This is a genomic window from Acrocarpospora pleiomorpha (assembly GCF_009687885.1).
Classification (GTDB): Bacteria; Actinomycetota; Actinomycetes; order Streptosporangiales; family Streptosporangiaceae; genus Acrocarpospora; species Acrocarpospora pleiomorpha.
Genome location: NZ_BLAF01000107.1, coordinates 1 through 26,473 on the forward strand (window position 1 = coordinate 1; position 26,473 = coordinate 26,473).

Annotated in this window: 29 protein-coding genes; 7 read left to right on the plus strand and 22 right to left on the minus strand. The window is 68.7% G+C overall.

All coding sequences use genetic code 11. From position 1 onward, the window contains the following. The first annotated feature begins 495 nt into the window (after window positions 1–495). Complete coding sequence (locus tag Aple_RS49230; RefSeq protein ID WP_155351713.1) at window positions 496–1,506, plus strand: helix-turn-helix transcriptional regulator; 1,011 nt, start codon at window positions 496–498, stop codon at window positions 1,504–1,506. A gap of 49 nt (window positions 1,507–1,555) precedes the next feature. Further along, entirely contained in the window at window positions 1,556–1,933 is a 378-nt protein-coding gene (locus Aple_RS49235; protein ID WP_155336792.1) for a DUF5319 domain-containing protein, read from the plus strand. On the opposite strand, the gene Aple_RS49240 is transcribed toward Aple_RS49235, so the two are convergent. The 4 genes from Aple_RS49240 to groES all read right to left on the minus strand — a co-directional run bounded on the left by Aple_RS49240 (window position 1,894) and on the right by groES (window position 4,985). Then, entirely contained in the window at window positions 1,894–2,055 is a 162-nt protein-coding gene (locus tag Aple_RS49240) for a hypothetical protein (RefSeq protein WP_155336793.1), read from the minus strand. The two genes, Aple_RS49235 and Aple_RS49240, sit on opposite strands and share 40 nt — an antisense overlap. Continuing rightward, window positions 2,052–2,678 (minus strand): sigma-70 family RNA polymerase sigma factor, encoded by a 627-nt coding sequence (locus tag Aple_RS49245; RefSeq protein ID WP_155351735.1) that lies wholly within the window; start codon window positions 2,676–2,678, stop codon window positions 2,052–2,054. Before Aple_RS49245 ends, Aple_RS49240 begins: the two co-directional genes overlap by 4 nt. 269 nt (window positions 2,679–2,947) lie before the next feature. Continuing rightward, on the minus strand, window positions 2,948–4,570 hold the full coding sequence (gene groL, locus Aple_RS49250) for a chaperonin GroEL (protein ID WP_155351714.1): 1,623 nt from the start codon (window positions 4,568–4,570) through the stop codon (window positions 2,948–2,950). A gap of 103 nt (window positions 4,571–4,673) precedes the next feature. After that, complete coding sequence (groES, locus tag Aple_RS49255; protein ID WP_155351715.1) at window positions 4,674–4,985, minus strand: co-chaperone GroES; 312 nt, start codon at window positions 4,983–4,985, stop codon at window positions 4,674–4,676. Window positions 4,986–5,246: 261 nt separating this feature from the next. On the opposite strand from groES, the gene Aple_RS49260 reads away from it, so the two are divergent. Together Aple_RS49260 and Aple_RS49265 are read left to right on the plus strand one after the other, a co-directional pair. Then, a complete protein-coding gene (locus Aple_RS49260) occupies window positions 5,247–6,416 on the plus strand; it encodes a THUMP-like domain-containing protein (protein WP_155351716.1) in 1,170 nt (389 codons plus the stop codon). A gap of 164 nt (window positions 6,417–6,580) precedes the next feature. Next, window positions 6,581–7,963, plus strand: coding sequence for a coiled-coil domain-containing protein (locus Aple_RS49265; RefSeq protein WP_155351717.1), 1,383 nt, complete (start codon window positions 6,581–6,583; stop codon window positions 7,961–7,963). A 4-nt stretch (window positions 7,964–7,967) separates the two neighbouring features. Here the strand turns inward: Aple_RS49265 and Aple_RS49270 are convergent, their stop codons facing one another. The 5 genes from Aple_RS49270 to Aple_RS49290 are packed head-to-tail and all read right to left on the minus strand — an operon-like array spanning window position 7,968 to window position 12,846. After that, window positions 7,968–8,456 (minus strand): RidA family protein, encoded by a 489-nt coding sequence (locus tag Aple_RS49270; RefSeq protein WP_155351718.1) that lies wholly within the window; start codon window positions 8,454–8,456, stop codon window positions 7,968–7,970. A 5-nt stretch (window positions 8,457–8,461) separates the two neighbouring features. Further along, a complete protein-coding gene (locus Aple_RS54015) occupies window positions 8,462–10,114 on the minus strand; it encodes an aminopeptidase P family protein (protein ID WP_218038908.1) in 1,653 nt (550 codons plus the stop codon). Between the two features lie 35 nt (window positions 10,115–10,149). Next, window positions 10,150–10,926 (minus strand): ABC transporter ATP-binding protein, encoded by a 777-nt coding sequence (locus Aple_RS49280; protein WP_155351719.1) that lies wholly within the window; start codon window positions 10,924–10,926, stop codon window positions 10,150–10,152. A 32-nt stretch (window positions 10,927–10,958) separates the two neighbouring features. Continuing rightward, window positions 10,959–11,987, minus strand: a complete 1,029-nt coding sequence (locus tag Aple_RS49285; protein WP_155351720.1) for an ABC transporter substrate-binding protein — start codon at window positions 11,985–11,987, stop codon at window positions 10,959–10,961. Between the two features lie 22 nt (window positions 11,988–12,009). Beyond that, complete coding sequence (locus Aple_RS49290) at window positions 12,010–12,846, minus strand: ABC transporter permease (RefSeq protein ID WP_155351721.1); 837 nt, start codon at window positions 12,844–12,846, stop codon at window positions 12,010–12,012. Window positions 12,847–13,082: 236 nt separating this feature from the next. Here Aple_RS49290 and Aple_RS49295 point away from each other — a divergent pair, with 236 nt between their 5' ends. Further along, window positions 13,083–13,745 carry a TetR/AcrR family transcriptional regulator gene (locus Aple_RS49295; protein WP_155351722.1) on the plus strand — a complete coding sequence of 221 codons (663 nt, stop codon included), beginning with the start codon at window positions 13,083–13,085 and terminating at the stop codon, window positions 13,743–13,745. Between the two features lie 39 nt (window positions 13,746–13,784). Here Aple_RS49295 and tsaD read toward each other — a convergent pair whose 3' ends face one another. From tsaD to Aple_RS49355, 12 genes are all read right to left on the minus strand, one after another. After that, window positions 13,785–14,807, minus strand: a complete 1,023-nt coding sequence (gene tsaD, locus Aple_RS49300) for a tRNA (adenosine(37)-N6)-threonylcarbamoyltransferase complex transferase subunit TsaD (protein WP_155351723.1) — start codon at window positions 14,805–14,807, stop codon at window positions 13,785–13,787. Further along, complete coding sequence (gene rimI / locus Aple_RS49305; RefSeq protein WP_155351737.1) at window positions 14,800–15,231, minus strand: ribosomal protein S18-alanine N-acetyltransferase; 432 nt, start codon at window positions 15,229–15,231, stop codon at window positions 14,800–14,802. Before rimI ends, tsaD begins: the two co-directional genes overlap by 8 nt. A gap of 32 nt (window positions 15,232–15,263) precedes the next feature. Beyond that, complete coding sequence (gene tsaB / locus Aple_RS49310) at window positions 15,264–15,974, minus strand: tRNA (adenosine(37)-N6)-threonylcarbamoyltransferase complex dimerization subunit type 1 TsaB (protein WP_155351724.1); 711 nt, start codon at window positions 15,972–15,974, stop codon at window positions 15,264–15,266. Between the two features lie 65 nt (window positions 15,975–16,039). Then, complete coding sequence (locus Aple_RS49315) at window positions 16,040–16,552, minus strand: class F sortase (RefSeq protein ID WP_246265537.1); 513 nt, start codon at window positions 16,550–16,552, stop codon at window positions 16,040–16,042. Window positions 16,553–16,590: 38 nt separating this feature from the next. Next, window positions 16,591–17,229 carry a hypothetical protein gene (locus Aple_RS49320; protein WP_155351726.1) on the minus strand — a complete coding sequence of 213 codons (639 nt, stop codon included), beginning with the start codon at window positions 17,227–17,229 and terminating at the stop codon, window positions 16,591–16,593. A gap of 113 nt (window positions 17,230–17,342) precedes the next feature. Continuing rightward, window positions 17,343–17,801 carry a tRNA (adenosine(37)-N6)-threonylcarbamoyltransferase complex ATPase subunit type 1 TsaE gene (gene tsaE / locus Aple_RS49325; protein WP_218038909.1) on the minus strand — a complete coding sequence of 153 codons (459 nt, stop codon included), beginning with the start codon at window positions 17,799–17,801 and terminating at the stop codon, window positions 17,343–17,345. Between the two features lie 122 nt (window positions 17,802–17,923). Then, complete coding sequence (locus Aple_RS49330; RefSeq protein WP_155351728.1) at window positions 17,924–18,478, minus strand: hypothetical protein; 555 nt, start codon at window positions 18,476–18,478, stop codon at window positions 17,924–17,926. Window positions 18,479–18,671: 193 nt separating this feature from the next. Then, complete coding sequence (locus tag Aple_RS49335) at window positions 18,672–19,721, minus strand: alpha/beta fold hydrolase (RefSeq protein ID WP_155351729.1); 1,050 nt, start codon at window positions 19,719–19,721, stop codon at window positions 18,672–18,674. Beyond that, complete coding sequence (gene alr / locus Aple_RS49340; protein WP_155351738.1) at window positions 19,718–20,869, minus strand: alanine racemase; 1,152 nt, start codon at window positions 20,867–20,869, stop codon at window positions 19,718–19,720. Before alr ends, Aple_RS49335 begins: the two co-directional genes overlap by 4 nt. A gap of 46 nt (window positions 20,870–20,915) precedes the next feature. Beyond that, complete coding sequence (locus tag Aple_RS49345; RefSeq protein WP_155351730.1) at window positions 20,916–22,367, minus strand: NAD(P)H-hydrate dehydratase; 1,452 nt, start codon at window positions 22,365–22,367, stop codon at window positions 20,916–20,918. A 44-nt stretch (window positions 22,368–22,411) separates the two neighbouring features. After that, window positions 22,412–22,762 carry a holo-ACP synthase gene (locus Aple_RS49350; protein WP_155351731.1) on the minus strand — a complete coding sequence of 117 codons (351 nt, stop codon included), beginning with the start codon at window positions 22,760–22,762 and terminating at the stop codon, window positions 22,412–22,414. 9 nt (window positions 22,763–22,771) lie between these two features. Next, on the minus strand, window positions 22,772–24,193 hold the full coding sequence (locus Aple_RS49355; protein ID WP_155351732.1) for a PhoX family protein: 1,422 nt from the start codon (window positions 24,191–24,193) through the stop codon (window positions 22,772–22,774). A 111-nt stretch (window positions 24,194–24,304) separates the two neighbouring features. On the opposite strand from Aple_RS49355, the gene coaA reads away from it, so the two are divergent. Further along, on the plus strand, window positions 24,305–25,240 hold the full coding sequence (gene coaA, locus Aple_RS49360; RefSeq protein ID WP_155351733.1) for a type I pantothenate kinase: 936 nt from the start codon (window positions 24,305–24,307) through the stop codon (window positions 25,238–25,240). A 44-nt stretch (window positions 25,241–25,284) separates the two neighbouring features. On the opposite strand, the gene Aple_RS49365 is transcribed toward coaA, so the two are convergent. After that, window positions 25,285–25,509, minus strand: coding sequence for a hypothetical protein (locus tag Aple_RS49365; RefSeq protein WP_155351734.1), 225 nt, complete (start codon window positions 25,507–25,509; stop codon window positions 25,285–25,287). A gap of 241 nt (window positions 25,510–25,750) precedes the next feature. On the opposite strand from Aple_RS49365, the gene Aple_RS49370 reads away from it, so the two are divergent. After that, window positions 25,751–26,473: AfsR/SARP family transcriptional regulator (locus tag Aple_RS49370; RefSeq protein WP_170322051.1), on the plus strand; the 723-nt coding region annotated here is incomplete at its 3' end.

Genomic DNA, 26,473 nt, shown 5'->3' on the forward strand with positions numbered 1-26,473 from the left:
AACCCCTTGTTTTCCCTCGGGCTCCGCCCGACCCCGCCAGCACCGTGATCACCCACGCCGCCCCCGGTAACCTCCGCGCCATAAGTCGTATGTCGCGGCCAAGCCCGCCGATCCGGAGGATCGGCCATAAACACTGCGGCCGAGCCCGGAGCGCCGGGGGCTCGGCCAGTTCACGATGGGGCGCACCACACGTCGCCGAGCCCCCCTCCGCGCCCGAGTGACCTCGACACCCCATCGTGCCGACGCTGCGTCAAGGATCCGTCACCGTAAGTCCCACCACAATGTCCGAACCTGCAACTACACGAAGCTGCACCACTCCGGACCGCAATCAGTGAACGCCAGGACAACCCTGAAACGCCGGGTTATTCTCGCCACTTATTAACCAGAAACCCGTCCCATAGACAGCCGCATAACCGCCGACCAGGTGACTCACCGCTGCGGCCGTCCAGATCACGACTTTCTAGTTAACACCGCCACGACCTGGGGACGAATGCGATGCGCACGACCCGCACCCGTGCCGGCGAACCGAGCGCCGACCCGCTGGCGCAGCTCGGGCTCAGCCCGGCCCAGACCGCCCTCTACACCGCCGTGCTCCGGCTCCACCGAGCAGGGCTCAGCGAAATCGCGGAGGCCGCCGACACCCCGCCGGAAGAGATCGAAGGAGAGCTCGCCGGCCTCGTCCGGCTCGGCGCGGTGCACGAACAGGCGGGCGAATACCTGGCCAGGCACCCGGCGGCCGCGATCGGCCGCCTGATCGCCGCCCGGCTGGACCGGCTGGCCGAGGAGAGCCGCCAGATCGACGAGGCGCTCGCCTCCATCGACGGCCTCACCGACCAGTACGACGCGGGCCGCGACCACCAGACGGAGACATTCCCCATCGAGTTCGTCAGCGGCGCCGACGAACTCTACGAAAGCATCGTCGGACTGGCGCTCCAATCCCCGCCCGCCGACCTCGTCTCAGCAATCCCCGACCAAAGAACGATGAATGATTTCGTACAGAAATACGCAGACCCCTGGATCAAAGCCCTCGACGACGGCCTGCTCTCCGCTCGTGCGGTGGTCCCCGCGGAGTCGCTGGCCGTACCAGGCGTGAAGGAGGCCCTGGAGCGCCTCACCCAGGCCGGCGCGGGGATACGGGTCCTGGACCGGGTGCCGAGCTGGTTCTTTGCGCTGGGCCGGGACGCGGCCGGGCTGCCCGCGGACTGGGGCGGCTCCATGCCCGGCAGCGCGTACAACTGTTACCTGGTCCGCGCCCCGAGCGTGGTGGACGCGCTGCGTGCCCTGTTCGACGCGCTGTGGGCCCGCGCCACCCCGGTCCGCTATCCCCCCGGCGCCGTCCAGGTGCTCCGGCTGGCCTCCCAGGGCCTGTGCGACGACACGATCGCCCGCCTGCTCAACCTCTCCGTACGGACGGTCCGAACCAGGTTCGCGGAAGCGATGACCGAGCTCGGCGTTCAGTCCAGATTTCAGGCCGGAGTCGAGGCCACGCGGCGCGGCTGGCTCTAAACAGGCTCATCGAGCCCACCAAGTCGGGTCCTGGTCATATGGTGGGATCGTGCTGGAAGACGTCCCCCGCGACCCGTTCGCGGACGACCCGAACGACCCCGCCGTGGAGCTGGGCGAGCTTGACGACCCCGAGCCGCTCACGAGTTCCGAGCGCGACGAAGCGCTGACCGACCTGGCCGACGTCGAGGTGTTCCGCTCCCTGCTGGAACCGCAGGGAGTGCTGGGGCTTGTCCTGGACTGCCCGGAATGCGGGGAACAGCACTACTTCGACTGGGACCTTCTGCGCGGCAATCTCCGCCAGATGATCGACAACGGCCGCCCGCAGGTGCACGAGCCCGCGTTCCAGCCCGACCCGGCCGACTATGTCAGCTGGGAATACGCCCGTGGCTACGTGGACGGTGTCATCGACACCGAGGAAAGCCGCTGAGCATCGTAGAAGCTGTCCACATCGGCGACCAGGGCGCGGAGCACCAGGATCGCCGGATCCGACGACCGGACCGCCTCGCGGCGGGCCAGCGCGTCGAGCACCACGTCAACGTCGTGTGTCACGCAATCGACTCTAGCTCTGCCATCTGACGAAGCCGGGCAAGAGCGCGATGCTGGGCCACCCGGACCGCTCCCGGCGACATGCCGAGCACGTTTCCGGTCTCCTCCGCCGACAGCCCGGAGACCACCCGCAGAATGAGCAGTTCCCGCTGGTTATCCGGCAGCCGGGACAGCAGCGCGCGGGCGTGCTCGGCCTCGATGTACCGCACTACGGTCTCCTCAGGCCCGGGCCCCTCATCGGGCCCGTCCGGAAGATCCTGGGTCGGTACGGCACTGCGCACCGAACTCCGCAGCGCGTCCGCCACCTTGTGCGAGGCGATCCCGAACACGAACGAGGCGAACGGGCGGCCCATGTCGCGGTAGCGCGGCAACGCCGACAGTACGGCGATGCACACCTCCTGGGCCACATCGTCCGCGATGTGGTAATGACCGGAGACCCTCCCCAGCCGGGCCCTGCAGTAGCGCACCACCATCGGGCGCAATTGTCCCAACAGCGATTCAATTGCTTTGCGATCTCCTGACACGGCAAGGCTGGTCAGTTCCCTGAGGTCGGACTCATCCGATCTCGTCGCAAGCCTTACCCCAGTTGCGGCGTCGGCGACGCATCCCTCGGTCACGTTAGGCATGATGCCCGCCACGATCGTGCATGTCCCCATGGTGGACGGATACGGATTGGTCACATTGACGCGTCGATAACCCCAGGTAATCGTCCGATCACCGAGGCGTTTGAACATTTCAGAAGAAAGCCAAAATCGCGGCAATTGTGTCAGATGTTCTGACAGGTCAGAGCGGGTGCGACGTCTTATCTGGTTGTTAGGTTTACCGGTTCCCATATAGAAGAACGGCCCCCGCCTCAAGTGGCGAGAGCCGTACTTCCCTGATTTTCTACTGTCCGCTAGTGGCCATGCCCGTGGCCGTGGCCCTGACCGCCGGCGGCGGGCGCCTCCTCCTCCGGCTTGTCCACCACCAGGGCCTCGGTGGTGAGCAGCATGCCGGCGATGGACGCGGCGTTCTGCACGGCCGAGCGGGTGACCTTGACCGGGTCGATGACGCCCTGAGCGATCAGGTCGCCATACTCCCCGGTGGCCGCGTTGAGACCGTGGCCCGGCTTCAGGTCGGAGATCTTCGAGGTGACCACGTAACCCTCGTGGCCGGCGTTCTCGGCGATCCAGCGGGCCGGCTCCACCAGAGCCTTGCGGACCACCGAGACACCGGTCGCCTCGTCGCCGGTCAGGCCGAGGTTGTCGAGCTCCTTGGCCACGTGCACGAGCGCCGAGCCGCCGCCGGAGACGATGCCCTCCTCGATCGCGGCGCGGGTGGCCGAGATCGCGTCCTCGAGGCGGTGCTTCTTCTCCTTCAGCTCCACCTCGGTGGCCGCGCCGACCTTCAGCACGCAGACGCCGCCGGACAGCTTGGCCAGCCGCTCCTGCAGCTTCTCGCGGTCCCAGTCGGAGTCGGACTGCTCGATGGCGAGCTTGATCTCCTTGACCCGGTCGGCGATCGCCGACGGTTCGCCGGCGCCGTCGACGACGGTCGTGGCGTCCTTGGTGATGACCACCCGGCGGGCGGTGCCCAGCACCTCAAGGCCGACGTGCTCCAGCTTGAGGCCGATCTCCTCGGAGACCACCTGGCCGCCGGTGAGGGTGGCGATGTCCTGCAGCATGGCCTTGCGGCGGTCGCCGAACCCGGGCGCCTTGACGGCGACCGAGGTGAAGGTCCCGCGGATCTTGTTGGTGACCAGGACGGCCAGGGCCTCGCCCTCGACGTCCTCGGCGATCACCAGCAGCTGCTTCTTGGTCTGGGCGACCTTCTCCAGCAGCGGCAGGAAGTCGGCGATCGACGCGATCTTGCCCTGGGTGAGCAGAATGTACGGATCCTCCAGGACCGCTTCCATGCGCTCCTGGTCGGTCACCATGTACGCCGACAGGTAACCCTTGTCGAACTGGAGGCCCTCGGTGAACTCGAGCTCGAGGCCGAGCGCGTTGGACTCCTCGACGGTGATGACCCCGTCCTTGCCCACCTTGTCGAACGCCTCGGCGATCAGCTCGCCGATCTTGGCGTCCTGCGCGGAGATGGTCGCGACGTGCGCGATCTCCTTCTTGTCCTCGACCGGGCGGGCCGAGTCCAGCAGCTTCTCGCTGATCGCCTTGGCGGCCAGGTCGATGCCGCGCTTCAGCGACAGCGGCTGCGCGCCCGCGGCCACGTTGCGCAGACCCTCGCGCACCATGGCCTGAGCCAGCACGGTCGCGGTCGTCGTGCCGTCACCGGCGACGTCGTTGGTCTTGGTGGCCACTTCCTTGGCGAGCTGGGCGCCCAGGTTCTCGTACGGCCGGTCCAGCTCGACTTCACGGGCGATCGTGACACCGTCATTGGTGATCGTCGGCGCCCCGAACTTCTTGTCGATGACCACGTTGCGGCCACGCGGGCCGAGGGTCACCTTCACAGCGTCCGCGAGGGCGTTCACGCCACGCTCAAGAGCGCGCCGGGCGTCCTCGTCGAACGACAGAATCTTCGGCATAGCAGTCCTCTCAGCGTCCGGGTCTCAGGGGAGGAACACCGGACAGAAACTCCACAGAAGTGAAAGCCCCGGGCACTGGAGGCACCCGGGGCTCTTGCACGGCTTACTTCTCGATGATGGCGAGCACGTCACGGGCGGAAAGCACCAGGTACTCCTCGCCGCCGTACTTGACCTCGGTCCCGCCGTACTTGCTGTAGAGGACTACGTCGCCCTCGGTGACGTCGAGCGGAACCCGCTTGCTGCCGGACTCGTCCCAGTTGCCGGGACCAACCGCGAGGACCTTGCCCTCCTGCGGCTTCTCCTTGGCGGTGTCCGGGATGACCAGGCCGGAAGCCGTGGTCTGCTCGGCCTCAAGCGGCTGAACCACGATACGGTCGCCGAGCGGCTTAACGGGAACCTTAGTGGCGGTCGTCATGATCGGACCTCCCCTTCAGATTGCGATGAGTGAGCTGAAGAGGCGACCAGTGGCCTGCCGTCGCGGGTGTCAGACCTGCCTCGTCGCGTTTGATTGGCACTCTCCCTAGGTGAGTGCCAACACGAAACAGTATGCACAACCTCCGACGCAGTCAACACGAACTCCGTACGCAGGTCAGCTCCGCCGTCCGCCTCCCGCGAACACTGCCTCGGATCGATCTCACCGACCTACCACGCTGATCGGTGCCGGTAACGTCTGGGCGTGGATCTGGAGAGCTTTGCTCGGTTGTTCACGCCGGAGGGGCGGCAGGCGCTTGGTGAGGCTGTGGAGTTGGTGGGGGCGGGGGCCGATCCGGTCGTCGCGGCCACCTCGCTGCGGAAGAGGCATGATGCCGAGTTGGTGGGGGCGGCGCTGACTCAGGCGGATCTGCGGCGGCGGGCTCGGGTCAAGTTCGCGGCGGATGCGGACGTGATGTATTTCACGCCTCATGGGCTGGAACAGGCCACCCGGGCGGAGGTTGCCGAGCATCGTGCGCGACGCTTGGTCGAGCGGTGGGGGGCCGCGAGCGTCGGCGACGCCTGTTGCGGGGTCGGCGGCGATCTGATCGCGCTGGCGCGGGCCGGGTGTGTGGTGGATGCGGTCGATGTTGATCCGGTCACGGTGGCGGTGGCGCGGGCCAATGTGGCGGCGCTGGGGTTGCGGGCTTCGGTGCGGGTGGCGGATGCGGCTTCGCTTGAGCCGGGGGCGTACGGGGTGTTGTTCGCGGATCCGGCGCGTAGGTCGGGGAACCGGAGGACGTTTGATCCGCGGGCCTATTCGCCGTCTTGGCCGGTTTTGATGGAGATGGTCGGGCGGGCTCGTGGGGCTTGTCTCAAGGTCGCTCCGGGGATTCCGTATGAGTTCATCCCGGACGGGGCCGAGGCTGAGTGGGTCTCGTTTCGGGGGGAGGTGAAGGAGGCCTCGCTGTGGGTTGGAGCGAGCGAAGCCCAGCGGCGGGCGACCCTGCTCCCGGGTGGGGGCACGCTGGTCGCCAAGGGGGTTCAGGCTGAGGTCGGGGCTGTCGGGCGGTATCTGTACGAACCGGATGGCGCGGCCGTTCGAGCCCATCTGGTCGGGGAGGTTGCCGAACTGGTCGGCGGACGGCTGATCGATCCGCAGATCGCGTACCTCACGAGTGAAGTGGCGGTGGCCAGTCCGTGGGTGGCCGGGTACGAGGTCGAGGAGGTCATGCCGTTCTCGTTGAAGCGCCTGCGGGCCGCGCTGCGGGAGCGGCGGGTCGGGGTGGCGACGATCAAGAAGCGGGGGTCGGCGGTGGATGTGGAGCGGTTGCGTAAGGATCTGCGGCTGTCGGGAGAGAACACGATCGTGGTGATTCTGACCAGGATCGGGGAGCGGCCGATCGCCGTGCTCGCCACTGAAATGGCCCTATGACGCTCTCCATTCGGGCAATCCACCGGGAAGTGCGATCTTTTTCAGTCCGGCCCGAACGGCCGCGCACGAAGGGCTACAGTTCGGTGACAGCGCGTGTTCGCGCGATCTGCCCCGGACCATTTCCCACCGCTGCCATCGAACGTCGGCGAGTGAAGGAGCTTTCGGTGGACCACTCCAACCACACCCTCCTCCAGGCGGGCAGTCAGGCCGCCATCTCCGACCGGATGCGCGAGCTGCTGGCCCGCGCGGCCCAGGACCACGTCTACGAGCAGCGCACCCAGGGCGCGGTGCTGGACGAGATCCGGCAGCGGCTCGAAGGCATGGAATGGCTGCTCCGCGAGGTGCGCGAGCGGGAGCTCGGCGGGCTCAGCGGCACCATGGAGGCGGTCAACGGCCGCCTCGACGACCTCACCAACCGGCCGCCGTCCTGGGCGGAAGGGCTGGCCCAGCACGTCGAGCTGGTCCGCGACCACGTGGACGCGGTGAGCGAGCGGGTCGGCGGCATCGGCGAGCGGGTCACCCCGATCGCGGAACTGCCGAGCCTGTGGGCCGACGTCGGCACGGTCGGGGAGAGCGTCGAGGAGGCGCTGGCCCGGCTCCAGTCCGTCCTCGACGGCACCCAGCACGTCGCCGAGCGCATGGTGGAGTTCACCAAACGGCTCGGGCAGCTGCAGGCCAGCATGGAGACGGCCGCCAACCGGTTCACCCGGCTGGACAAGGCGCTCGGCGAGCTGGCGCAGCGGACCGAGCGGCTGGAAGGCGGCGTGCTCGATCTGAACTCGGGCCTCGGGGGCGCGGTGGAGGCCGCCGCCGACCGGGTGACCACGGCGGTCGAGCAGGTCGCGGAGCGGATCGGCGAGGTCGAGAGCCGCCAGGCGGTCGTCACCACCCGGCTGGACCGGCTGGACACCGGCCTGGCCGCCGTCAGCGCCGGTCTCGCGACGGTCGGCGAGGGGCAGTCGGAGACCGGCGCGCAGTTCCACGCGCTGGAGGGCCAGGTCGCCGGGGTGACCGCGCGGCTGGACCGGATCGACGGGCGGATCGAGACCGCCGACGACTGCCTGGCCGACATCGACACCCGGATGACCGGCGTCGACGCCCGCCTGCTGACGGTGGACGGGCATCTCGACCGTCAGGACGAGCGGCTGGACTTCCTGGACGAAGGCCTGCGGGCCCGGGTCAGCGCGCTCGACGAGCAGGTCGCCGAGCGCCTCGACGGAGTCGACGACCGGGTCGAGGCGGTCAACCAGCGGGTCGGCCAGCTGCCCGCCACCCTGGAGATCAGCGAACTCCACAAGAACCTCGGTGAGCTCGGGGCGGCCCACGCCACCCGCTTCGACACGGTCGAACTCCGCCTGACCGAGGCCGCCGACGCCCTGACCCCGCTCATCACCGCCCGCCCCGACCGCGACCAGCTCACCGAAACCCTCACCCGGACGGTAGAACCCGCCCAAACCGACATGACCCGCCGCCTCGGCGCCCTGGAAGAGACCATGCTCGCCCTCGCCGAAGCCCTCCTCCGCCCCACGCGTACGACCAAGGACTAGGTTGTCAGGTGCGTACCGCGACGATCGCCTCGATCTCGACCAGTGCGCGTGCCGGGAGGACCGGTGCCGGCAGCGCGGTCCGCGCGTGCCGGCCCGCTTCACCCAGCACGTCTCGGAGCAGCATGGAGGCGCCGTCGATGACCGTCGGCTGGTCCGTGAACTCCGGGCCGCTGGCCACGTATCCGTTCAGTTTGAGGATCTGCGCGACGTTGTCCAGGCCGACGGACGCGTGAATCCGGGCGAGCAGGTTCAGCGCGCAGATCCGGGCGGCTTCGACGGCCTCGGCCACCGTCGCGGAGTCACCCGCCGTGCCGGTGACGACGGTTCCGTCCCCGGCGCGGGATATCTGGCCGGAGACGAACAGCAGCTCGCCCAGGCGGGTCGTCGCCTCGTAGGCGTACTTCGGCGCCGCCGCCGGGGGCAGCGTCAAACCGAGCCGGCGCAGACGATCCAGTGCGGTGTTCGTTGTCGTGGTGTTCGTTGTCGTGGTCATCGCGGTCACATCGAGGTGATGTAGGTCTTGTCCGCGCCGAGGTACCACATGTCCTCCGCACCGATCGAGTAGCGGCCGTACGACCATTGGATCTCGGCGGCGCCGAGGGAACGGGCGGGCAGCGCGATGTCGTGCCCTGGCTTGAACTCGATCCCGAAGGACTCCTGCTTGCCCATCAGGTGGCCGACGTTTCGCTTGCCGTACTCGGCGGGGAAGTCCACGTCGTCACTGAGCAGGTCGAGCTCGATCAGGCGCGCCCGGTTCCGCATGATCGCCGCGACGGCGTCGTGGTGCACCTGCTCGCAGTTGCGGCCGACGGTGAGGGTGCCGATGATGTCCTCCCGCACCACCTTGAGGAAGAACTCGTACGCTTCGCGTCCTTGCGGCGTGGTGACGAGGCTGCGCGCCATGTCGGAGGTCCCCAGGACAACGCCGTTGACGCCGACCTTCAGCCCCGCGTCGAGTTTGACCGAGCCGGTGTTCGTGGTGATTCGGAAATCGGTCGGCGGCCCCGGATACAGACTGCGGTCGGCGGCGTGCAGGTTGACGAAGAACGGTTCCAGCGCGAAGGGGATCTCGTACCTTCGCCGGAACTCGTGCACGAGGTCGAGATAGCGTGCGTACACCTCGTTCTCGCGGACGCCGCCGTGAGAGTCGAGCCGGTCCTGCGCGAACGCCAGGGCCCCTTCGATGCAGAACCGGCTGGCCCGCGCCGCGATGATCTGGAACGGCAGATCCTCGGCGTCGCGGTGATCACGCCACGCCCCCAGCGGCATCGACGCCGGGACCAGCCGCCGTTCGCCGGACCGCAGCTCAAGGGCGGTGGTGACGTCGAGCCAGTGCTCCTCGACGCCGAGCGCGGCCTGGCCCACGAGGGCGTCGACCGCGGCGGCGAGGTCCGGGTACGAGCCGACGGGATGGCCCTCGACTCCGAACACGTCGTGGCGCGCCAGGATGAAAACCATGCCCGAGGCGCGGTCCCAGAGCGCGTGCACACCCGCTCGCCAGGCCGATCCGGTGAGTTCGGAGAAATTCGGCGGCGCGGACGACAACAGGGCGCTGATGCCGAGCCGGCCCGCGAGCTTGTCCAGGGCGGAGAACCGGGTGTCGACGTCGGCGGTGAACTCGGCGGCGAGCCCGTCCAGGTGCGGCACGCCGGCGATCACGCGCGCGGCGACCTCGGGCCCGCGTGCCCTCAGCCGCGCGAACGTGGCCAGCACGTCGCCGGCCTCCACGGCGAAGACGTTGACGCGCGGAGAGGTGGGGGCAGGGCGGGCCTCGACATCGACGGTGAGGTGCTCGCACAGGGCCAGGTACCGCGAGTACGGGAATCCGGGGTCGACGGTGATCACCTTGTCGTCGGTCAGCGCCCGGACCGCGGCGGCGAAGTTCTGCGCCGATTCGGCCTTCTTCAGCCGCGGGTCGAGCGTGACGTAGCCTTCGAACAGGCGGATGCGGTCTTCCGGAACGGACCGGGCCAGAAGGCTACCGAACTCCTGTTGCCGGGACAGCAGGTACTCGGTGCCGTCGGCGCACCGGGCGATGACCGGGGTGGCCAGCTTGGGCGCGTCCATTCGGATGTTGGGGATGAGCAGATCCACGATGGGATCGAAGTGGTAGGTCCGGCGGATGTGGTCCAGATCGGAATCCAGGTACACCGTTCACTTCCTTTTCGGGATTTATTTCGGCTGGGCTAAGCGATGGATTCCTTCGCCCCGATGAGTTCGGAGATCTGCTGCTCGTACTCGTAGAACTCGGGCGTGTAGCGATGGGCCTTGGTACGCGGCCGGGGCAGGTCGACGGTGATGTCCGCGACGACCCGGCCGGGCTTGTCTCCGATGACGAGGACGCGGTCGCTGAGGAACACCGCCTCGGGGATGCTGTGGGTGACGAAGAGAATGCTCCGGCCGGTTTCCGACCAGATGCGTTGCAGTTCGAGGTTCATCGAGTCCCGGGTCATGGCGTCGAGCGCGCCGAACGGCTCGTCCATGAGCATGATGTCGGGGTGTGACACCAGGGCCCGGCAGATCGCGACCCGCTGCTGCATGCCGCCGCTCAGCTCGTACGGATGGCGCCGGGCGGTGTCCTTCAGCCCGGTCATCTCGAGGAGTTCCATCGCGTAGGCGCGCATGGTGTCGGTGACCCGGCCGCGGAACTCCATGGGCAGCAACACGTTCTGCAGGTTGTCGCGCCAGGGCAACAGGACCGGCTTCTGGAACACCATCGACATGTCGCTCAGCGACTGGTCGACGTGCTGGCCGTTCACCCGAACCGAGCCCTCGGTGGGATGGATCAGCCCGGAGATGATGCGCAGGAGGGTGGTCTTTCCGCCGCCGGAATGGCCGACGATCGAGACGAACTCGCCGCGGCCGACGGTGAGCGTGCACCCGTCGAGGACGGTGTTGGTCTCCTTGCGGCTGCGGTAGGTCATCCCGACAGCGTCGAGTTCGATCACAGGGGAGGTCGTCATGGTGGTCTCACTTCGATGGGGCCGGGGAGAGGTCAGTTGTGGGGGGCGTCGATGACCGTCGCCGGGCCGATCGGCACCAGGAACTCGTCGGTGTACAGATCGGCGGGCCGTACGCCGCCCGTGTCGGCCTTCACGTACCGGCCGGTCAGGTCCAGCACGTGCCGCACACCGGCGTCGGTCATCACGCCGAGGCCGCGGGCCCGCGTTTCCTCGCTCCACACCAGGTCGCACGCGGAGGCGACGCCCGCTTGCGCGGCCTTCTGGTTCATCAGCCGGACATGGCCGAGCAGGGATCGGCCGGCTTGATCCTGGTGATCGCAGGCCCACTTGACGCCGCGGAGCGTGGCGGTCACGAAGCGCCTGACGCGGTCGGGATCACCGGCGATCGCCTCGTCGCCGGCGATGATCCCGTTGCCGTACATGGAGATTCCGAGGTCGCTCCACTTCAGCATCACCGGGGTGTAGCCCAGCGAGACGAGCACCGGCTGATCGGAGTTGTAGAACGCCAGGGTGGCGTCCCACTGCCCGCTGAGCAGTCCGGGAATCTTGGCCGGGCCGCTGGCGGCGATCAGCTGCACGTCCGATTCCTTGAGGCCGGCCCGTTCGCGGGCGAGCGGGAACATCGCCGTCATCGCGCCGCCGGCTTCAGTCGCGACCTTCTTGCCCTTCAGGTCCGGCCATCGCCTGATTCCGGTGTCGCTGGTGGTGATGGTGGCGTAGGCGGTCTGCGCCTGGACGAGTCCCAGCTGCTTGACCTTGGCGCCTTGGGACCGCGCCAGCGCGGTCTGGCCGAAGTCGGCGAACCCGAAGGAGACCCGCCCGGACGCCACGGCCAGGGCGGTGTTCTTCGAGCCGGATCCCGGGACGATCGTGACGTCGAAGCCGGCGGCGCGGTAGAACCCCTGGTCCACGGCCGAGTAGAACAGTGCGTGTTTGGGGAGCAGGGCGACGTCCATCATGAAGGTGACCTGCTCCCGGCCGGATGACGCGACGGAGCAGCCGGTCAGCAGCGCGGTGGCCACGGCGAGGCCCACGACCCCGTGCAGTGCGCGAGAGATCATCGGAGATCCATCACTTTCTCGGTCACTTCGAAGTGGCGACGTTCCAGGGCAGGAGAATCCGGCCCAGGTGGTCGACGACCATGAACAGCGCCAGCGACATCACTGCCAGGCAGATGAAGGCGGCGAACATCGACGTCAGGTTCACCTGGCTGTTCGCCACCAGGATCACGAAGCCGAGGCCGGAGTTACCGGCGATGAACTCGCCGACGACGGCGCCACCGACGGCCATCGAGATCGAGATCTTCATGCCGGTGAAGATGGAGGGCAGGCAGTGGATCAACTCGATCTTGCGCATCTGGTTCCACTTCGACGCCCGGTTGATCCTGGCCAGTTCCCGCAGCTCCGATGGGACCGAGGCGAGCCCGTCGAACGTGCTGATCACCAGCGGGAAGAACGCGATGGACAGGGCCACGAAGCTCTTGGACTCCAGCCCGAAGCCGAACCAGACGATGAACAGCGGGGCGATAGCGACCTTGGGGATCGTGTTCACCGCGATCAGTGACGGGTAGAGCACATGCCGGATGGCCGGCACATAGAAGATCACGGCACCGAATATGACGCCGAGCGCACCGCCGGCGCCGAAGCCGAGCGCCGACGCCTCCAGCGTCATCAGACTGTGCTCCCAGTAAAAACCCGGGGCGGCGGCGATCTCGGCGAGCGCTTCCCACGGCCCCGCCAGCAGGTAGCCGGGGATGTCGAACGCGTGCACGATCAGTTCCCACAGTGCCAGCAGGCCCGCGATCCCGGAGATCGAGATGACCAGCGGCGCGCGCAGGGCGCCTCGCGAGGTGCGGGCATTGTCGCGGAGAGCGGGCCCGCCGTGGGGTTTGGCGGGACTCGGGATGTGAAGGTCGGTCATGGTTACCTCTCGAAATCTGCCTCGCGGCAATCCGCGCAGAGAGGGCGAGATTCTGTTCACTAAATGGTGAACAGGGCGCAACCGTACAACGCCGTGTCGATGGACGTCCATACCCCGATGTCGACTGATTCCGCCTAATGCACAGGTAGAGACCTCTGTACTCTCGTCCGCGCAGTCGCTAACCTGGGACCTCAGTCGAAGTCACCAAATGGTGATCCAAGAGAATAGGCGGACGGGTGTCGAACGCGAAGGCTGGCAACACGCGGCGAAAGGGGCCGGGCACCCGGCAGGACGCTCGTGACGACATCTTGAAGGTGGCGACCGAGGAATTCGCCGACAAGGGCTACACCGGCGCGCGGATCGACGACATCGCGCTGCGGACCCAGACGACGAAGAAGATGATCTACTACTACTTCGGCGACAAGGAAGGGCTCTACCGGGCGGTGCTGGAACGCTCGATCGCCAGCATCAGGGCCGAGGAGCAGCAGGTGCACGTGGGCGATCTCGATCCGCTCACCGCACTACGCCGCGTGATCGAGCTGACCTTCGACTACCACGAACGCCATCCGGACTTCGTGCGGCTCATGGCGGGGGAGAACATCCTGCGGGGGGAACAGCTGCGGAAGTCCGGGGTGCGCGACGAGCTCGCCAGCCCGGCGCTGGTGCTGCTGTCGGAGATCGTCGAACGGGGTCTGCGCACGGGCGTCTTCCGGCAGGGGATCGACGCCGTGGACCTCCACTTCGCGATCACCAGCTTCAGCTTCTTCCGCATATCGAACCAGTTCACGTTCGAGTCGCTGTTCGAGAGCAACCCCGCGACGCCGGAGAACCGCGAGCGCCTGCGCAAACTCCTGTCGGACATGGTGACGGGCTACGTGACGGCGAACCCCGATTCCTGAGAGGACACGAGTGGCCCTCCAGCGAGCCGGAGATCGGCTTTAGACGTGGATGGTGGTGATGGGGAGTGAGGAGTCCGCTGGAATCGTCAGCGGGGAGGGCGCGATGCCGGCCTCCAGGAGGTTCGCGCCCAGAGCCGCGACCATGGCGCCGTTGTCGGTGCACAGACCCGGGCGGGGGACGCGCAAACGCACGCCTGCCGCGTCGCAGCGTTCCTGGGCCAGGGCGCGGAGGCGGGAGTTGGCGGCGACGCCGCCGCCGATGAGGAGGTCGTGGACGTCGTGCTGGGCGCAGGCGGCCAGGGCCTTGCGGGTGAGGACGTCGACGACGGCTTCCTGGAAGGAGGCGGCCACGTCCGGGATGGATAGGGAGCCGCCGTGCTTCTCGACGTAGCGGGCGACGGCGGTTTTGAGGCCGGAGAAGGAGAAGTCGAGGGTGCCGTCGTCGGCCTTGCCGCGCGGGAAAGCGATCGCGGTGCCGGAGCCGTCGCGGGCGGCCCGGTCGATGTGAGGGCCGCCGGGGAAGGGCAGGCCGAGCACGCGGGCGACCTTGTCGAAAGCCTCGCCCGCCGCGTCGTCCACGGTGGAGCCGAGCGAGATCACTTCTTTGGCCACGTCGGGGACGAGCAGGAGGGAGGAGTGGCCGCCGGAGACCAGCATGGCCAGGCAGGGCTTGGGGAGCGGCCCGTGTTCGAGCTGGTCGACGGCGACGTGGGCGGCCAGATGGTTGACCCCGTAGAGCGGGACGCCGAGCCCCAGCGCGTACGCCTTCGCCGCCGCGACCCCGACCAGGAGCGCGCCCGCGAGACCAGGGCCCGCCGTCACCGCGATGGCGTCGATGTCGGCCAGGCGCAGACCGGCTTTGGCCAGGGCGCTTTCCACGGTGGGGGACATCGCGTCCAGGTGCGCGCGGGAGGCCACCTCGGGCACCACCCCGCCGAAACGGGCGTGCTCGTCGATGCTGGAGGCGATCGTGTCGGCGAGCAGCGTGTGCCCGCGCACGAGGCCGATGCCCGTCTCGTCGCAGGATGTCTCGATCCCCAGGACGATCGGCTGGTCAGCCATCGAGTTCCCTCATCATCGTGATCGCGTCGGTGCCGTCGTCGTAGTAGGCGCGGCGCACGCCGTACGCCTCGAAGCCGAAGGTGGTGTACATGGTCTGGGCGGGCGGGTTGTCGGCCCGCACCTCAAGGAAGATCTTGGTGGCGCCGCGGCGGGTGGCTTCGGCGAGGAGCGCGGTCAGGAGCTGGGAGCCGATGCCGGCGCGGCGATGTTCGGCGTAGACGGCGATGGTCTGCACGTCGGCCTGGTCGGCGGCGACGGCGAGGCCCGCGTAGCCGACGATCCTGCCGTCCACTTCGGCGACCAGGTAGTGGCGGGTGCGGGGCTGATCGGCCAGCTCGCCGCGGAGCATGCCTTCGGTCCACGCGTCGATGGGGAAGGTGGCCCGCTCGACCGCGACCACCGCGGCGATGTCCTGCTCGGTCATCTGCCGGAGGGCGGCCACCGGCGCCTGCCCGATCACGCGGTCACCTTCTTCGGCGCCCCCGGGATCTGAGCGTCGGGCCGGCGTAGGTAGATGGGGACAGCCGGACCCAGCACTCCACGACCTTGCGCGGCCTCCTCGGAGTCGATCCTGCCTTCCGGCAACCGTGCCACCGCCAACGCCTGCTCAGTCGTCAACTCCGCCAGCCGCTCAGCGGCGAGAGCCGCCAACGCACCCGCCGACGGGTGCTCCGGCCCGCTCACCTCACCGACGATCTCCTCATAAAGCCGGACACCCACGATCGGCAAACCATCCGGCACATCGTGCGGCCGCGCCACCCTAGGCCCATCGACCCTGGTCCTGGCATCGCTGTACCGCGCCCAGAAGAGTTCCTTCCGCCGCGCGTCCGTCACCACCACGAAAGGATCGGCCGATTCCGTCGCATATGCCAGCGCATCAAGCGTACAAATACCAAACGCCGGCACGCCCAGGGTCGCCCCCAGCGCACGCGCCGTCATCAGCCCAACCCGCAGCCCCGTATACGGCCCCGGCCCGGCCCCCGCCACGACCGCCGTGACATCACCCAGCGAAGCCCCCGATTCGGCGAGCACCACCTCAATCGCCGGAGCGAGCAACTCCCCATGACGTCGCGCGTCAACCGTCGTGGACTCGGCCAGCACGCGCGTTCCGTCATGCAACGCGGCCGTCACGGCGGGAGTCGCGGTATCAAAGGCCAGGACCAGCACGAACAACAAGCCTAGCCGTTCCGCCGACCCCGCCCGTCAGAAGACGGCAAACCCAGAAACCACCGTCAGGTGGTTACGCGGGAGGCGTACACGATGATGTTGTCCTGGTATTCGTGGTTTTTCCAGTCGAAGGTGCCGCCGCAGGTGACCAGGCGGAGGCCCTCGCCGGTGTAGACGCTTCTGGCGGGGAATCTGTCTTTGGGGATCTGTTCGACGGAGTCGACGGTGTAGGAGATGGTCTTGCCGTCGTCGCGGTGGACTTTGACGGCGGCGCCCTTGCGGAGTTCGCGGAGGCGGTAGAAGACGGCGGGGGCGGATTTCGTGTCGACGTGGCCGATGATGACGGAGGCGCCGGTGTCGCCGGGGACGGCGCTGCCGGTGTACCAGCCGGCGACTTTTGGCTTTTCGTAGGGAGGGAGTTCGACGTCGCCCGCGCCGGTCAGGCCGAGTTTCATCAAGGGGGCCTTGAGGTCGAGGGTGGGGATGTCGATGCGTTCGGGCACGGCGGAGGAGCGCGTCGCGGTCTGCTGCTCGGCGTGCGGTTTGCTGATCGCGACCAGGACGAATCCCGTGATCACTCCCGCGATGATCCACGAGCGGGTGGAACCGGCCAATCTCAGCCCCGGTTGCGCCTGCGGGCCACGCCGATGCCGACGAAGAACGCGGTCAGCAGGCCGAGCGTGATCGGGGTGATCGGCAGGCCGGAGGATTCCTCGGGGCCGCCCGCGGCCGTGCCGCCGCCGCCGGCGCCTGGCGCCTTGGTGGGGAAGGTGTCGGCGGGTGGGGCGGTCACCCGGAAGCGGGCGCTGCCGACGTCGTTGGTGGCCTCGCAGCGCACTTCCACCCGGTATCCCCCGGCTTTGGCATTGGGGTTGAGCAGCGCGACACCGGTCAGCCGGGGTTCGGTGGCCGCCATGGTGGCCGCGGCAGGGGTCGCGACGACCGGGGGCATGAGGCTGACGACGCCGGTGAACGCGTCGGACCGGGCGTTGGCCTTGTATGTGGTGCCCGGCTGGGCGGGCGGGCAGAACGCGGTCACCCGGACGTTCTTGGTGGCCCCTCCGGCTATCGACGTCGGATCCACCACGACCCGGATGTTCTGCCGGGGTATCACCGACAGCGACGCCGTCGGGGTGGGTAACGAGGCCGACGGGGACGGCGAGCCCGAAGGCGAGCCGGTCTGGGCCTCCGCCGAGCACCCGACCACGCCGATCAACATCGCCCCCGCACACGCGGCCTGAATCAGCTTGCCCATCGGCGCACCCCTCTCACCGCACCTTTACCCCGAAAACCTAAGCCAATCCATTACCAAAGATCTTCATTTTCTCTTGATCTCCAGCGTTGTGGAAGGGTCCAGCGGGTAACGGCCTAGATCAATGCGGCAGAGATATCGGACCAACGACTGCCAACACCCCGAACGCGCACGATTCGCCGATCATCATCGGGGTTGGATTCGATCAGGATTTCGAGCCTTTCCTCCGAAAGATCTTCGACGAGGCCCTCCCCCCACTCCACAATCGTTACCGAATCGGCGATCGACGCGTCCAAATCAAGATCGTCAACCTCCAGCGTGCCCCCCAGCCGGTACGCGTCCGCATGCACCAGCGCGGGCCCCTCCCCCAGCGGAGGATGCACCCGGGCGATCACGAACGTGGGCGAGGTGATCGGCCCCCGGACCTTCAGCCCTTCCCCGATCCCCTGCGTCAAGGTGGTCTTCCCCGCCCCCAGCGCCCCGGTCAACACGACCAGATCTCCTGGGCCCAGCAGCCCGGCGATTCGGACCCCCAGCTCCCGCATCTCCTCCGCGTTTCGCACCTCGGTCCTCATCCCAGCTCCATTCGCAGAATCCATCCCCCAATCACACCACCACCCAGCGACGACCGCCCAGCGAAGACGACGGTCCGCGGCTGGCCGGACACCTGCCAGCCGCGAAGACCTCAGCGCAACGGTCAGCGGTTGCCGGCCGACGAACGGATGCGTTTACGCGAGTCGGAGTTCGACGGCGGGCGCACCGGGTCGGCGAGCGTGACCGTCCCTTCCATCGATCCGCCCGCGCTCACCTGCACGTTCCCGCTGTGGCCCCGGGAGTCGCTCATCCGCCCGCTCCCTGAGCCCTGCAGGTCGGCCATCAGGGTATACGTGCCGGGCCCCGGGTACGGCGTGCCCCGCGAGGAACTCGACGCGACCCGCTCGCCGTCCTTGTACAGCGACCACGTGCCCGAGGCCCGGCAATCCCTGAGCCGGAGCACCTTGGAGATTCCGGACGCGAAGCAGGCCACGCCGGAGTCGAGGGCGATGACCCTGCCGTCGGTCTTCACGCAGGGCGTGAACTCGATTCTCGACCCCGTCGAGGACCTGCCGAACTTCTTCGTCGCCAAACACGCCTGCTCCGAGGCGACGCTTGTCGCCGACGCCGTAGAGATAGCGGTAGCCCCGACCGCCGCGAAGGTCGCGGTCACCGCGGCGACCACGACGGCCGGCTTCACCCATGCTGTCTTGCCCATTGATCCCAGTCCTTTGAGGTCGGTGTTCAGACCAATCCAGGCCACTGCGGTCGATGACGCGCGCCACGGCCGCGGCGGCCCCCGGGCACCGAGCCGGTACCCTAGCGTGATCATTTGAACACTAAGAGCCACCATCGGTTAACTCGCCCCGCCGGAGGCACGGTCACGGCATTGGCGACCCTGCAAAGATGACTTATTGAAGGTTCGCGGCTCGGTCGAGCAGCACCCGCAGCGCGTCGTTCACCACGCCGGGCCGCTCCAGCTGCACCAGATGCGACGTCCCCGGAACCATGGTCAGCTCGGCCGTCGGTATGGCGGCGGCGATGGCACGGCTGTGGTCGGGCGGGGTGAGCCAGTCGCGCTCGCCGACCACGATCGCGGTCGGCACCTTGTTCAGGACGTCCAGCGCGGTCAGTTTGTCATGCGACATCAGCGCCGGATAGAAATCCGCGATCACCTCGGACGGTGTGGCCCGGATCATCGACTCGGCGAAGTCGACCACGGTCGGGCTGACCGACTTGGAGTCGCCGAAGCCCAGCAGGCGCAGCGCCAGGAAGGACACGTCGTTGCCCACCTGCCGCCCGCGATCCACCAGCGCCGACCGCTTGCGCATCACCGAAACCGCACCGGGAACGGCGAAGTTCACGACTTTGGACACCAGCGCCGGCAGCCCCAGGCTCAACTCGGCGAGTTTCCCGGCCGAGGTCGAGATCAGCGCGACGCCGCGCACCCGATCCCCGAACAGCTCCGGCCGCCGGTCGGCCAGGGCCATGATCGTCATTCCGCCCATGGAGTGGCCGACCAGCACGCACGGTCCCGGCACGAGTTCCGCCAGCACCAGGGCCAGATCCTCGCCCAGCCGGTCGATCGTGCAGTCGGCGGCCTCCGCCCGGGCGGACTGCCCGTGGCAGCGCTGATCCCACAGCACGACCCGATACCGATCCCGCAGGTTCCGCCACTGGTAATGCCACGAATCGGAGGTCAGGCAGTAGCCGTGGCACAACACGACGGTCAGTTCCGCGTCCTCGGGCCCGTCCACCTCGGCGTGGATCTTCAGGCCGTCCGAGGTGGTCAGCGTGGTCTCCCGGCCGCGTAGCTCGCCGAAGGGCTCGTTCGCCTCCGGGTCAGGGCGCAGCCGGATCCGCCCCACCGCATAGCGCTTGGCGAGCGTGCCCGCCGCCACGCCGGCGGAGGCCGCACCGACGATGGCCCCCGCGATCCCGACTGTCCGCCGTGCCGTCACTGTCGATCTCCTCGTCGCCCGTCCCTCGGCCGTACGTTGAGGTGAACACGCGGCACGCGGGATCCGATCCCGGTCACGATCTCATGAGTGATCGTGCCGAGGGAATCCGCCCATTCCTGACATGTCGGTTCATTTTCGTATCCAGGGCCGAACAGGATGACTTCGTCTCCCGTGGTGACGGCGTCGTCGCCCAGATCCAGCGTGAACTGGTCCATGCAGACCCGCCCGGCGACGCGGCGCCGCCGCCCTCCGGCCAGGACCTCGGCGCGGTTCGTCCCGGCGCGCATGATCCCGTCCGCGTATCCGAGCGGCACCAGGCCGAGCGTGGTCTCGCGTTCGGTGTGGTAGAGGTGGCCGTAGGAGACCCCCGAGCCCGCGGGGACGCGCTTGACCATGGCGAGGCGGGCGACCAGCGTCATGGCGGGGATCAGGTCGAAGTCGCCGAGTTCGGGGATGGGGCTCAGGCCGTACACGGCGATGCCGGGGCGGACCAGGTCGTAGCGGGCCTGCGGCAGGGTGAAAAGGGCCGCGGAGTTGGCGATGTGCCGGATCGCGCCGGAGACGCCCGCCTGCTCGGCGAGCTTGACCGCGTCCTCGAACGCCGCGAGCTGGGCGTCGATGGATGGATGGCCCGGGATGTCGGCACACGCGAAGTGCGACCACAGGCCGGTCACCTTGATCAACCCCTCCGCCTGTACGGCCAGCGCCCGGTCCACCAACGCTCCCCAGGCGGCCACCGGCGCCCCACCCCGCGACATGCCGCTGTCCACTTTGAGCTGAACCGGAACGGTCTTCCCGGTAGCCCGCGCGGCCGCCGCGATCTCGTCGATGAGCCAGTCCGCCCCCGCCGACAGCTCGATGTCCTGCCGCACGGCCTCGTCGAGCGGCTCCCCCGGCGGGATGATCCACGCCAGGATGGGCGCGGTGACCCCGGCCGCGCGCAGCTCCAGGGCTTCCCGGACATAGGCGGTCCCCAGCCGCGTGGCGCCGCCCTCCAGCGCGGCCTGGGCGCACGCGACCAGCCCATGCCCGTACGCATCGGCCTTGACCGCCGCCAGCAGCTCGGCGCCGGGCGCGTGGGCGGCCAGCAGCCCGATGTTGTGGCGGATGGCCGCCAGATCCACGCGGGCCTCGGCCGGAGTCAGCATGTCCATCCGTCAATTTTCGCAGCCGCCTCCGGTGGCTGCGACCAACTCACAGACTCCGGATGACCTGGGGCAACATCGTCGCCACGTCCATCGCGGCGATTGGCCCGTGCCCGCCGGAGATGCCGGTCGACGCGGCCTGTGCGGCAAGTCCATGCAAATGTGCCGCACACGACACCGCGTCATAGCCGCTGAGGCCGCCGGAGAGCAGCGTGCCCGCGATCCCCGACAGCACGTCGCCGGTCCCGCCCGTGGCCAGCCACGGGGTGCCGGTCGTGTTCACCCGAACCGGGCGATCCTGCTCCGCGATCAACGTGGTGGAGCCCTTGAGCAGCACGATCGCCCCGAGTTCGGCGACCGCGCGCCGGACGTGCTCCATCCTGGCCGCCTCGATGCGCTCCCTGGGCACGTCCAGCAGCCGGGACAGCTCGCCCGCGTGCGGGGTCAGCACGGTCGGCGCGGAGCGCCGCAACAGCGACCGGTCGTTGGCCAGAATGGTCAGACCGTCGGCGTCGACCAGCACCGGCACATCGGTGGCCAGCACCGCCCGGGCGAGCGCCACGGCCTCCTCCCCGGTGCCCATCCCGGGCCCGAGCACCCACGCCTGCACCCGCCCGACCTCGGCCACCGAGGGACCGTCCAGCACGGTCGTGATCGCCTCCGGCCAGCGGTTCCGCACCTGCCGCACGGCCGTCTCCGCGCTCGCGAAACGCACCAGACCGGCCCCGGCCCGGATGGCTCCCCCGACCGCGAGCACCGCCGCCCCGGTGAACCGATCACTCCCGGCGACGATCCCGAGCACCCCGCGCCGGTACTTGTCCGACTCGGCCTCCGGCCTGGGCAGCAGATCCGCCACGTCGTCATCGGTCAGCGAAGCCACGTCCGGATCCGGCAGGTACGGCCCCAGCCCGATGTCCACCAGCTCGACCGGCCCGCAGAACGACCTCCCCGGATCGACCAGCAGCCCGTTCTTGCACGCCCCGAACGTCACCGTCAGCTGCGCCCGCACTGCCTCCCCGTCCACGCGCCCGGTGCTCGCGTCCACCCCGCTGGGCACGTCCACGGCCACCACCAGCCCCGGCGCGGCCCCGGCCGCCAGCGCCAAGGTCCGGTACGGCTCCCGCAGCTCCCCCGCGCCCCCGATCCCGACCAGGCCGTCCACGATCAGATCCGCCCGCTCGATGACGTCCGTCCCCGCCGTCCTCCCACCGGCGTCGAGCAGCGCGGCCAGCCCGCCCGCATGGGTGCGCGAACCGGCCAGGATCGCCTCCACCCGCGCCCCCCGCCGGGCCAGCCGGGCCCCCGCGTAGAGCGCGTCGCCGCCGTTGTCGCCGCTGCCGACCAGCAGGACCACGCGCGAGCCGTACACGCCGGGCAGGAGGCCCGCGCAGACGACGCTCAGCCCGGTCGCGGCCCGGCGCATCAGCGTGCCCTCCGGCACGGTGGCCATGAGCGCCCGTTCGGCCGTCCTGATCTGGTCAGAGGTGTAGGCGGTCCGCATGTTTCGACGCTAGCCGCAGACGATCACCGAAGCCATCCGCCACGTCAGCCTTCAGCGATCACGTAGGCCAGGGCGAAACCGCCGTCGTGGCTGAGCGAGACGTGCCAGGTGACCACCCCGAGCGAGTCGGCGAGCTCGCCCGCCCGGCCGACGACGTGCAGCGACGGGCGCCCCTCCGGATCCTTGCGGACCTCGGCGTCCAGATGGGAGAGCCCGGCGGGCGCGCCCAGCGCCTTGGCCACGGCTTCCTTGGCCGCGAAGCGGGCGGCCAGCGAATGTACGGGCTCGGCCTGCTCGTCCGCCGTGAAGAGGCGGGCCAGCAGGCCGGGCGTTCGTTCGATCGTGGCCGCGAACCTGGCCACGTCCACAAGATCCACCCCGATGCCGATGATCACTACCTCACTTTAGAACCCGCCCTTGTGCCACGGGCCCCAGATGGCGAACGAGACACCCTGGGAGGACTGCACGTTCACGAACAGGGTGTGCCCGTCGGGGCCGAACGTGCTGCCGGCGAATTCGGCGCCCGAGTCGCCGGAGACCGGCATCAGGCGGCTGAAGTCGAAGATCTGGCCGCGTCTGGTGAGGCCGCGCAGGTAGTTGTCGCCACCGCCGTCCTCGCAGAGCACCAGGGTGCCGCGCTTGCTGGTGGTGACGTTGTCGGGCAGATCCAGCACGAGCGAACCCGGGGACTCGTAGACCAGGCGGAGGCGGTCGCTCCAGGTGTCGTAGGCGAAGATCTGGCCGCGGCCCTTGCCGAAACCCGACGGCGGGGTGTCGCCCGCTGCCGTCGCGCCGCCCTGGGTGGAGACGAAGTAGATCGTGCCCGAGTCGTGGACCGCGCCCTCCAGGCGGGAGAAGAGCGCCGCGCCCTTGGCCCGGCCCTGCTTGCCGACGTACTGGATGGCCTCGTCGTTGGTGGGCTTGGTAGTGAACGTCGGGTCGGGGTCGTCGATGGTCACCCAGGTGGCCTGGAAGCTCGCGCCGGCGGGCAGACCGACCGAGAGGTCCTTGCCGGGGGCGTTCTTGATCGCCAGCATCTGGAGCTTGCCGCCGTCGAGGATGCGGCCGACCTTGAGGGGGTTCTTCGGCGGGAGGTAGCGGTAGAAACCGGAGGCGAAGCCGAAGTTGTCCTCGGTCAGGTAGATGGCGCCGGTTCTCGGGTCGAAGGCGGCCGACTCGTGCGCGAACCGGCCGGCCGAGCGGATCGGCCTGCGGCTGGCGGCGCGGTCGAGCGGGACCTCGAAGATGTAGCCGTGCTTCTGCTTGAGCAGCGTGTTGTCGGCGCCGGTGAAGTCGTTGCCGACGTCGGGGCCGTTGACGGTCTCCTCGCAGGTGACCCAGGCGCCCCAGGGCATCGGGCCGCCGGAGCAGTTCATCTGGGTGCCGTTGAGGCTGGCGGCGCTCTTGATCAGCTCGCCGTACCGGGTGACGCGGAGCGTGGCCGTGCCGCCGCCCGCCGTGCTGTCGTACGCCTTGGACACGTCGCCGAAGGCGCCTACCGGGCCGTTGACCTCGTGGTTGCGTACCAGGATGGTGCTGCCCCTGGGGCCGCGGAAGGCGGCCATGCCGTCGTGGCGGCCCGGGGTCAGGCCGCCCTCGGTGAACGCCTCCCCGACCGGGTTGAACGAGCGGTACGTGAATCCGGCGGGCAGTTGCAGGCGGACCACGCCGTCGCGCAGGTCGGGCACGGGTCCCAGCGGGCCGTAGTCCGCGCCGTGGGTCAGGGTGCCCCGCTCGCCCGCGGCCGCGACGCCGGCGAACGGTCCGCCGAACATCGCCACCCCGGCCGAGGCCGCCGAAGCCGTCAGGAATTTGCGCCGGTCCATCCGGGACTCCCTCCGTCGTTCACGAAACGTTAATGTCCGCGCGAAGTAGGGCTATACGGCAGATCTCGCCAATTCGGTGGCCGGTCGATGTCGTCCGGGGACGCGTCGGTAATGTTGGGCGGCGTGGCAGTCGGGGACGCGTACGTCGAGCTCAGCCGGGAACAGTGGCGGGGATTGCGGCGGAACACGCCGCTCACGCTGACCGAGGCCGAACTGGAGGAACTCCGCGGGATCGACGATCCGATCGACCTGGCCGAGGTCACCGACATCTACCTGCCGCTGACCCGGCTGCTGAACCTGCACTTCACCGGGGCCCGGCTGCGGGGGACGGCCATCGGCACCTTCCTGGGGGACGACACCGCGCCGCCGCCGTACATTCTGGGGATCGCGGGCAGCGTGGCGGTCGGGAAGTCCACCACCGCGCGGCTGCTGCACACGCTGCTGGCCCGCTGGCCGGAGCACCCCAAGGTGGAGCTGATCACCACCGACAGCTTCCTCTACCCCAACCAGGTGCTGACCGAGCGCGACATCATGCACCGCAAGGGTTTCCCGGAAAGTTATGACCGCCGGGCGCTGGTGCGTTTCGTCGCCGACGTGAAAGCGGGAAAACCCGAGGTCACTGCCCCCGTCTACAGCCACCTCGAGTACGACATCATCCCGGGCGCCCAACAAGCGGTGAAAAATCCGGACATCCTTATTGTTGAGGGGCTCAACGTGCTCCAGCCCGCGCCCCCGACCGCCCTGGCCGTCAACGACTACTTCGACTTCTCCATCTACGTCGACGCCCGCATCGAGGACATCCGCACCTGGTATGTGGCCCGCTTCCACCAGCTCCGCGCCACCGCGTTCGCCGACCCGAAGTCGTACTTCAAATATCTCGCCGACCTGTCCGAAGACGAGGCCTCCACGTTCGCGCGCAACATCTGGCGCGATATCAACGAGCGCAATCTGGTCGAGAACATCGCCCCCACCCGCGGCCGCGCGGGCCTGATCCTCCGCAAGGGCGCCGACCACTCCGTCACCCGCGTACGGCTGCGCAGAAGCTGAACGACCGCCGGCGTGGGCGACACCGGCGGCCGTTCGGATCTGGCCTAGTACCAGACGAAGAGGTGGATCTGGTTGCCGATGACCTGGCAGAAGTCAGGGTGCCCCGGCGCGTCCGGGTGGTAGTACTCGGCGTAGTAGCAGGACTGGGACTGGTTGACCGGCCAGGTCCCGTAGATGTGATAGCCGGCTGCCAGGGCGGGTGTGGCCGTCAATGCCAGGGTGCTGACTCCGATCCCCAGCGCGGCAGCCATCTTGGCGATTTTGCGCACAAGCTCTCCTATGCTCTCCGACGTCCCCGAAGCTGACGTCCCCGAAGATCGAGGGACCTCGTCCCCCGCACCGAAATGCTGAAATATCCCGCTAACCGAGGCGCTTTCATGCCGCTATCGCGTCGGCCCAACACATGAAACTTTCATCGGTGAAACCGGATAATTCGCCCAATCACCCGGACTGTCGCCACCAGATGATCTGCTGGGTAGCAAAGCGCGAGATCCATTCGTCTGACTGGATGTGAACTACGCGATCCTCGGCCGGCTCACGGTCCACCGCGACGGCGTGCCCGTGGACATCGGCGGACGCCGCCAGCAGGTGATCCTCGGCCTGCTCCTGCTCGCGGACGGCAACCCCGTGCCGTTCGACCAGATCGTCGACGCGATCTGGGACGCGCCCCCGCGCACCGCCAGAACCCAGATCCAGATCTGCGTGGGCAACCTCCGCAAGGCCCTGGGCCCGGTGATCGAGACCCTGCCCGGGGCATACCGCCTGAACCGGGGCCACGACCGCCTGGACGCGCACGTGTTCGACAGCCTGGTAGCCCAGGCCAGCCACATGCCCGATCCCCAGAAGGCGGCCGACATCCTGCGCACGGCGCTCCAGGAGTGGCGCGGCGAGCCTTTCGCCACCCTGGACAGCGCGCCCCTGGCCGCCGCCGCCCACCGCTACACCGAACGCCGCCTCCTCGCCTGGGAACGCCGCTTCGACCTGGAACTCGACCTCGGCCACCACCACGAGATCATCGACGAACTCACCGATCTCACCGCCCGCAACCCGCTACGCGAGCACCTGACCGCCCAGCTGATGACGGCCCTCTACCGCTCCGGCCGCCGCCCCGAAGCCCTGGACACCTACCTGCACGCCCAGCGCCACCTCGACGACACCCTCGGCCTGGACCCCGGCGCCGAACTCCGCGACCTGCACCTCGCCATCCTCAACGAGGACCCCACCCTCTCCCCC

Coding starts and splice junctions, on each gene's coding strand:
- Aple_RS49230 (WP_155351713.1), top strand. CDS start 496: ATGCGCACGACCCGCACCCGTGCCGGCGAACCGAGCGCCGACCCGCTG.
- Aple_RS49245 (WP_155351735.1), bottom strand. CDS start 2,678: ATGCCTAACGTGACCGAGGGATGCGTCGCCGACGCCGCAACTGGGGTA.
- groL (WP_155351714.1), bottom strand. CDS start 4,570: ATGCCGAAGATTCTGTCGTTCGACGAGGACGCCCGGCGCGCTCTTGAG.
- groES (WP_155351715.1), bottom strand. CDS start 4,985: ATGACGACCGCCACTAAGGTTCCCGTTAAGCCGCTCGGCGACCGTATC.
- Aple_RS49270 (WP_155351718.1), bottom strand. CDS start 8,456: ATGACCACGACAACGAACACCACGACAACGAACACCGCACTGGATCGT.
- Aple_RS49280 (WP_155351719.1), bottom strand. CDS start 10,926: ATGACGACCTCCCCTGTGATCGAACTCGACGCTGTCGGGATGACCTAC.
- Aple_RS49285 (WP_155351720.1), bottom strand. CDS start 11,987: ATGATCTCTCGCGCACTGCACGGGGTCGTGGGCCTCGCCGTGGCCACC.
- Aple_RS49290 (WP_155351721.1), bottom strand. CDS start 12,846: ATGACCGACCTTCACATCCCGAGTCCCGCCAAACCCCACGGCGGGCCC.
- tsaD (WP_155351723.1), bottom strand. CDS start 14,807: ATGGCTGACCAGCCGATCGTCCTGGGGATCGAGACATCCTGCGACGAG.
- rimI (WP_155351737.1), bottom strand. CDS start 15,231: ATGACCGAGCAGGACATCGCCGCGGTGGTCGCGGTCGAGCGGGCCACC.
- Aple_RS49320 (WP_155351726.1), bottom strand. CDS start 17,229: ATGGGCAAGCTGATTCAGGCCGCGTGTGCGGGGGCGATGTTGATCGGC.
- tsaE (WP_218038909.1), bottom strand. CDS start 17,801: ATGAGGACCGAGGTGCGAAACGCGGAGGAGATGCGGGAGCTGGGGGTC.
- Aple_RS49330 (WP_155351728.1), bottom strand. CDS start 18,478: ATGGGCAAGACAGCATGGGTGAAGCCGGCCGTCGTGGTCGCCGCGGTG.
- alr (WP_155351738.1), bottom strand. CDS start 20,869: ATGCTGACTCCGGCCGAGGCCCGCGTGGATCTGGCGGCCATCCGCCAC.
- Aple_RS49345 (WP_155351730.1), bottom strand. CDS start 22,367: ATGCGGACCGCCTACACCTCTGACCAGATCAGGACGGCCGAACGGGCG.
- Aple_RS49355 (WP_155351732.1), bottom strand. CDS start 24,193: ATGGACCGGCGCAAATTCCTGACGGCTTCGGCGGCCTCGGCCGGGGTG.
- coaA (WP_155351733.1), top strand. CDS start 24,305: ATGTTGGGCGGCGTGGCAGTCGGGGACGCGTACGTCGAGCTCAGCCGG.